The sequence below is a fragment of the Pseudomonas sp. P7758 genome (assembly GCF_013386485.1).
GTDB lineage: Bacteria > Pseudomonadota > Gammaproteobacteria > Pseudomonadales > Pseudomonadaceae > Aquipseudomonas.
The window spans coordinates 1-4,548 of the sequence record NZ_JACARS010000123.1; the positions used below are offsets into that span (position 1 = coordinate 1).

At 59.9% G+C, this 4,548-nt stretch carries 3 protein-coding genes and 2 tRNA genes; 3 read left to right on the forward strand and 2 right to left on the reverse strand.

Annotation, left to right across the window (positions count from 1 at the left end; genetic code table 11):
* Window positions 1-66: 66 nt before the first annotated feature.
* Both HX873_RS24150 and HX873_RS24155 read right to left on the reverse strand, forming a co-directional pair.
* A tRNA-Asp gene (locus HX873_RS24150) sits at window positions 67-143 on the reverse strand.
* A gap of 19 nt (window positions 144-162) precedes the next feature.
* Window positions 163-238, reverse strand: a tRNA-Val gene (locus HX873_RS24155).
* A gap of 201 nt (window positions 239-439) precedes the next feature.
* On the opposite strand from HX873_RS24155, the gene HX873_RS24160 reads away from it, so the two are divergent.
* The 3 genes from HX873_RS24160 (at window position 440) to HX873_RS24170 (ending at window position 4,447) form a co-directional block, all read left to right on the forward strand.
* Window positions 440-958 (forward strand): sigma-70 family RNA polymerase sigma factor, encoded by a 519-nt coding sequence (locus HX873_RS24160; RefSeq protein ID WP_087695262.1) that lies wholly within the window; start codon window positions 440-442, stop codon window positions 956-958.
* Between the two features lie 7 nt (window positions 959-965).
* Window positions 966-1,946 (forward strand): FecR family protein, encoded by a 981-nt coding sequence (locus tag HX873_RS24165; RefSeq protein ID WP_177123314.1) that lies wholly within the window; start codon window positions 966-968, stop codon window positions 1,944-1,946.
* A gap of 77 nt (window positions 1,947-2,023) precedes the next feature.
* Window positions 2,024-4,447, forward strand: a complete 2,424-nt coding sequence (locus HX873_RS24170) for a TonB-dependent siderophore receptor (RefSeq protein ID WP_177123315.1) — start codon at window positions 2,024-2,026, stop codon at window positions 4,445-4,447.
* The last annotated feature ends 101 nt before the right edge of the window (window positions 4,448-4,548 follow it).

The following is a 4,548-nucleotide window of genomic DNA, read 5'->3' on the forward strand; positions in this document are numbered from 1 at the left end:
AAAAAGCCCGCTCAATGAGCGGGCTTCCTGTGGTACCTGGCGTTCAGCGTTCCAGGTGACCGAATATGGCGCAGCGGACGGGACTCGAACCCGCGACCCCCGGCGTGACAGGCCGGTATTCTAACCGACTGAACTACCGCTGCGCGTAACACATAAAGCGAATGGTGGGTGATGACGGGATCGAACCGCCGACATTCTGCTTGTAAGGCAGACGCTCTCCCAGCTGAGCTAATCACCCTTCACTTTCGGTGTGGGGCGCATTCTATAGCATTTTTCCGTAATGTCATGATTTAAATGCAATTTATTTAAAATATTTTGTCTTCGACCCCGCGCACCCCGCAAAACCGGCGCTTTGGGTGCAAACGCGAGTCTATTGCGTTTGCCCAAGCCTTGGCCCCACAATTAACAATTATTCTCAATAACACCTGGGCCGGGCCTTATGTCTGTGGGTGAACCGCCGTTCCAACGGGAGATTACCGAGCTGTACAGCGAGCATCACGGCTGGCTGTTCACTTGGTTGCGCCGAAAACTGGGCTGTACCCATAACGCCGCCGACGTGGCGCAGGACACCTTCGCGCGGATTCTGCACGCCCGCGAGTCGGTGACCGCCATCCGCGAACCCCGCGCCTATTTAAGTACCACCGCCAGGCGGCTGATCATCGACCAGGCACGGCGCAAGCAGATTGAGCACGCCTACCTTCAGGAATTGATGCTGACGGTGGAAACCCTGGAAGGTTTCCAGTCGCCCGAACAGATCCACACCACCCTGGAAGCCCTCGAGCACATTGCCTTCATGCTGGAAGGCATGCACGACAATGTGCGTCAGGCGTTTGTGCTGTATTACCTCGAAGACCTGACCCAGCAGCAAATCGCCCGCCACCTGAAATTGTCGGAGCGTACGGTACGCAAGTATTTGATCCAGGCCCTGCTGCATTGCAGCCACAGCGTGGATATCTGAACCGCACATGCCCGCCTCCCGCCAACAGATCGATGAACAAGCCGCCGAATGGATGATTCGCCTGCACGAAGGTGAATTGACCGAGGCCCAGCGCCAGGCGTTCGAGCGCTGGAAGCAGCAAGGCCCGCAACACACCGCATCAGCAGCGCGCATGGAAGATGTGATTGCGCGGATGCAGGCCCTGCGCGGGCAAAAGGCACCGGCCCGGGCGGCCTTGAGTGCGGCCTTTCCCCGGCATGGGAAGGCGCGCAAAAACTACGTCCGCGCGTTGGTACTGGCCTGCAGCCTGGGCCTTCCCGCCATGGCGCTGCTCTACAGTCCTTATCCACAACAATGGATGGCCGATGTGCACAACGGCCCCGGCGAATGGAAAACCCTGCGGCTGGCGGACGGCTCGACGCTGACCCTGAACGGCATCAGTGCGGCGAATCTGCATTTCGACAGCCGGCAGCGCCGCATCGAATTGCTGCAAGGCGAGATCCTGGTGGAAGTGGCCCACGATGGCGAACGGCCATTTGTGGTGCAGACCGCCCAAGGCACCCTGCGCGCCCTGGGTACGCGATTTGTGGTCAGGCGCGAGGATGACGTTACGGTGCTGAGCATGCTCGAATCCCGCGTGGCGGCAAAAAGCGCGAACGGGCAGCAGACACTGGAAGTTGATGCGGGCTCGCAGGCGCGACTCAGCAAAGATGCCGTGCGGCTCTCGGGCAGCATCGATACGGCGAGCATCAATGGGGCCTGGCGCCGCCATCAACTGGTGGTGGATAACCGACCGTTGCCGGAAGTGCTGGATGAGATCGCCCGTCACCGTTCGGGCCGCTTGCAGTTTGATCGCGCCGCACTGGCCAGTCTCAAGGTCTCGGCCGTACTTCCCCTGGATGACACCGACCGCACCTTGCAGATGCTGGCTCAAACCCTGCCGATCACGCTGAAAACCTTTACGCCGTGGCTGATAATCGTCAGCCCGGATACCGAGAGCAAAAAATAATTATTCGCATTGCTTCCGCTTTTTTTCGGGTTGCCCGTCAAGGAAGGTATACCGATGACTAAAGGACTGCCCTCACCATGCCCTTCCCTTCCAAGCCTCGCAGACGCCTGCTGAGCAGCGCGCCGCTGACCCTCACACTGCTCGCGACGACGCTGCTCAATACCCACTTGGCCCAGGCCGAAACGGTAGCCGTTGCGGCCCAAGCCTACGACATACCTGCCGGGCCGCTGGGCGCCACACTTAACCAGTTCGCCCAGCAAGCGGGCGTGGCTATCGTGTTCCAGTCCCAGAACCTGCAGGGGCTGAATGGGCCGGGGCTGAAAGGCACTTATAGCGTGGACGCAGGGTTCGACAGGCTGTTACAGGGCAGCGGCTACCGCGTGATCAAAGGTGATCAGGTGTACGCGCTCGAAGCTGACCCTGCCGCCACCGACGCCATGGAACTAGGCCCGACCCAGGTCAGCTCCAACCAGTTGGGCAACGTTACTGAAGGGACTGATTCCTACACTCCAGGCAGCATCGCGACTGCGACGCGGCTGGTGCTGACCCCCAAGGAAACCCCGCAATCGGTGACCGTCGTCACCCGCAAACACATGGATGACTTCGGCCTGAACAACGTCGACGACGTGATGCGCCACACCCCGGGCATCACCGTGTCGGCCTTCGACACCGACCGCACCAACTATTACGCCCGCGGATTCTCCATCAACAACTTCCAGTACGACGGCATTCCTTCCACCGCGCGCAACGTCGCCTATTCGGCGGGCAATACCCTGAGCGACATGGCGATCTATGATCGGGTCGAAGTGCTTAAAGGCGCCACCGGCCTGCTCACGGGTGCCGGCTCATTGGGTGCCACGATCAACCTGGTGCGCAAGAAACCCACGGCTGACTTCCAGGGCCATGTCAGCCTCGGCGCGGGCTCCTGGGACAACTACCGCAGCGAACTGGACGTCAGCGGCCCGATGACCGAAAGCGGCAACGTCCGTGGCCGGGCCGTCGCGGCGTATCAGGACAAGCGCTCGTTCATGGACCGTTACTCGCGCAAAAGCCCGGTGTACTACGGCATCATGGAATTCGACCTGTCCCCCGACACGATGCTGACCGTGGGCGGCGACTATCAGGACAGCCTGCCCACCGCCTCGAGCTGGTCCGGCAGTTTTCCGCTGATCAACGCCAATGGCGATCGCAATAGCGTAAAGCGCTCGTTCAACAACGCGGCCAACTGGAGCAGTTGGGAGCAATACACCCGTACCGCCTTCGCCATGCTTGAACATGACCTCGGCAACGGCTGGGTGACCAAACTGCAACTGGACCACAAGATCAACGGCTACCATGCACTGATGGCTTCGATTCAGGGTGACGAGCCCCGTGCAGACGGCACCGCACATGTCACTTCGCAAAAATACACCGGGGAAACCGTCAGCGACTCCGCCGACCTGTACGCAAGCGGCCCCTTCAGCCTGGGCGGCCGTGAGCATGAACTGGTGGTGGGCGGCTCCATCGGCATTTCGGACTGGAACGGCAAGGGCTACTGGAACCTCGCCCCCAACCTCGTCGACTTCAATAACTGGCACGGCCACGCCCCCCAACCTTACTGGGGCGCGCCGCAGCAATACATCGACGACACCATTCGCCAGACCGGCGCCTACATGACCACACGCCTGAACCTGGCCGATGACCTGAAGCTGCTGCTCGGTGGCCGCGTGGTCAATTACCACCTGACCGGCAATAACCCGTCCTACCGCGAGACCGGACGCTTCGTACCGTATGTCGGCGTGGTGTATGACCTGGATGAAACCTACTCGGTCTACGCCAGCTACACCGATATCTTCATGCCCCAGGAGAACTACAACCGCGACCGGCAAAACCAGTTGCTTGAGCCGGACGAAGGCCAAAACTACGAGCTGGGCATGAAGGCTGATTTCTTCGACGGACGCCTGAACGCCAGCGCAGCGTACTTCGAGGTCCATGAAAACAACCGCGCCGTTTCCGACGACGACTACAACAACCTGAAACCTACACCGCAGAACTATGCCTACAAAGGCACCAAGGCCGTCACCAAGGGCTACGAGCTTGAAGTGTCCGGCGAGTTGAGCCCGGGCTGGCAGATTCAGGCCGGCTACACCCACAAGGTGGTGCGTGACGACCAGGACCAGAAGATTTCCACGTTCGAGCCCGAAGACCAGGTCAAGCTGTACACCACTTATAAGCTCAAAGGCGACCTGGACAAGCTGACCGTCGGCGGTGGCGTGCGCTGGCAAAGCGTGGGCTGGCAGGACATCTACAACACCCCCCATGGCGGTTATGAAGAGTTCTCCCAGGAGGCGTACTGGCTGGTGGACTTGATGACCCGTTACCAGATCACCAAGAACGTGTCGGCGACGCTGAACGTCAACAACATCTTCGACAAGTCCTACTACACCAACATCGGCTTCTATAACTCCGCCGCTTATGGTGAGCCGCGCAACTTTATGGTCACCACCCGCTGGGATTTCTAAACCCAATCAAAAACGCCCCCGATCACTGCACATGATCGGGGGCGTTTTTTAGACCGGCGGTTTTAGCAAACCCCAGACAGCAAAAAGCCCGCTCAATGAGC